This is a genomic window from Kocuria sp. CPCC 204721 (genome assembly GCF_040980945.1).
In the GTDB taxonomy this organism is placed as follows: domain Bacteria; phylum Actinomycetota; class Actinomycetes; order Actinomycetales; family Micrococcaceae; genus Kocuria; species Kocuria marina.
Map to the genome: position 1 here is coordinate 1 of NZ_JAVKPO010000057.1, position 804 is coordinate 804.

The window sequence follows — 804 nt, forward strand, 5'->3', positions numbered from 1 at the left end:
TGGTGGGTTGGTGGGTTAGGCGTCGCCTCCGGTGTTACCGCTGGTGCCGGCGGCGGGGTTGGTGAGGTCGTAGCGGGTGATGGCTTCTGCGGGGGCGGACCAGTCGATCTCTCCGCGTTTGGCCAGCATTTCCAGGGTGCGTACGACCATTGAGTGCGCATCGATGGTGAAGTACCGGCGTGCTCCGGCGCGGGTGTCAGCGAACCCGAATCCGTCAGCGCCCAACGAGGCCCAGTCGTTGGGCACGTACTGACGCACGGAGTCCGGTAGAGCCGAGGTGTAATCACTGGTAGCGATCACCGGTCCCGTTGCCCCTGCTAGTGCTTGGGTGATGTAGGGGGTGCGGGCTCCTTCACCGGGGTTGAGGAACGCCTCATGTTCGGCGGCGTGAGCATCCCGGCGTAGGTTCGTCCACGACGTCACCGACCACACGTCGGCGGAGACCGACCATTCCTCGGCGAGGATCCGTTGGGCTTCCAACGCCCAGGGCACCCCGACCCCGGAGGCCAGCAGCTGGGCGCGCGGGCCTTCGTTGGTGGCGGGTTTGAGCAGGTAGATACCGTTGAGGATCCCGTCCACATCGACGTCTTCGGGTTCGGCGGGTTGGTGGATGGGTTCGTTGTAGACGGTGAGGTAGTACATCACGTTGTGATCCTCATCCGCCTGCCCGTACATGTGTTCGATCCCGCGTTTGACGATGTGGGCGATCTCGTACCCGTAGGCGGGGTCGTAGTGGATCACCGCGGGGTTGGTCGAAGCCAGGATCGGGGAGTGCCCGTCAGCGTGTTGCAGGCCCTCACCGGT

General features: G+C 64.7%; 1 pseudogene. It reads right to left on the minus strand.

The annotated features are described in order from the left end of the window. Positions 1-15: 15 nt before the first annotated feature. Positions 16-804 (minus strand): annotated as a pseudogene (locus RF637_RS13830) (pyruvate dehydrogenase (acetyl-transferring), homodimeric type); the annotation flags it as partial.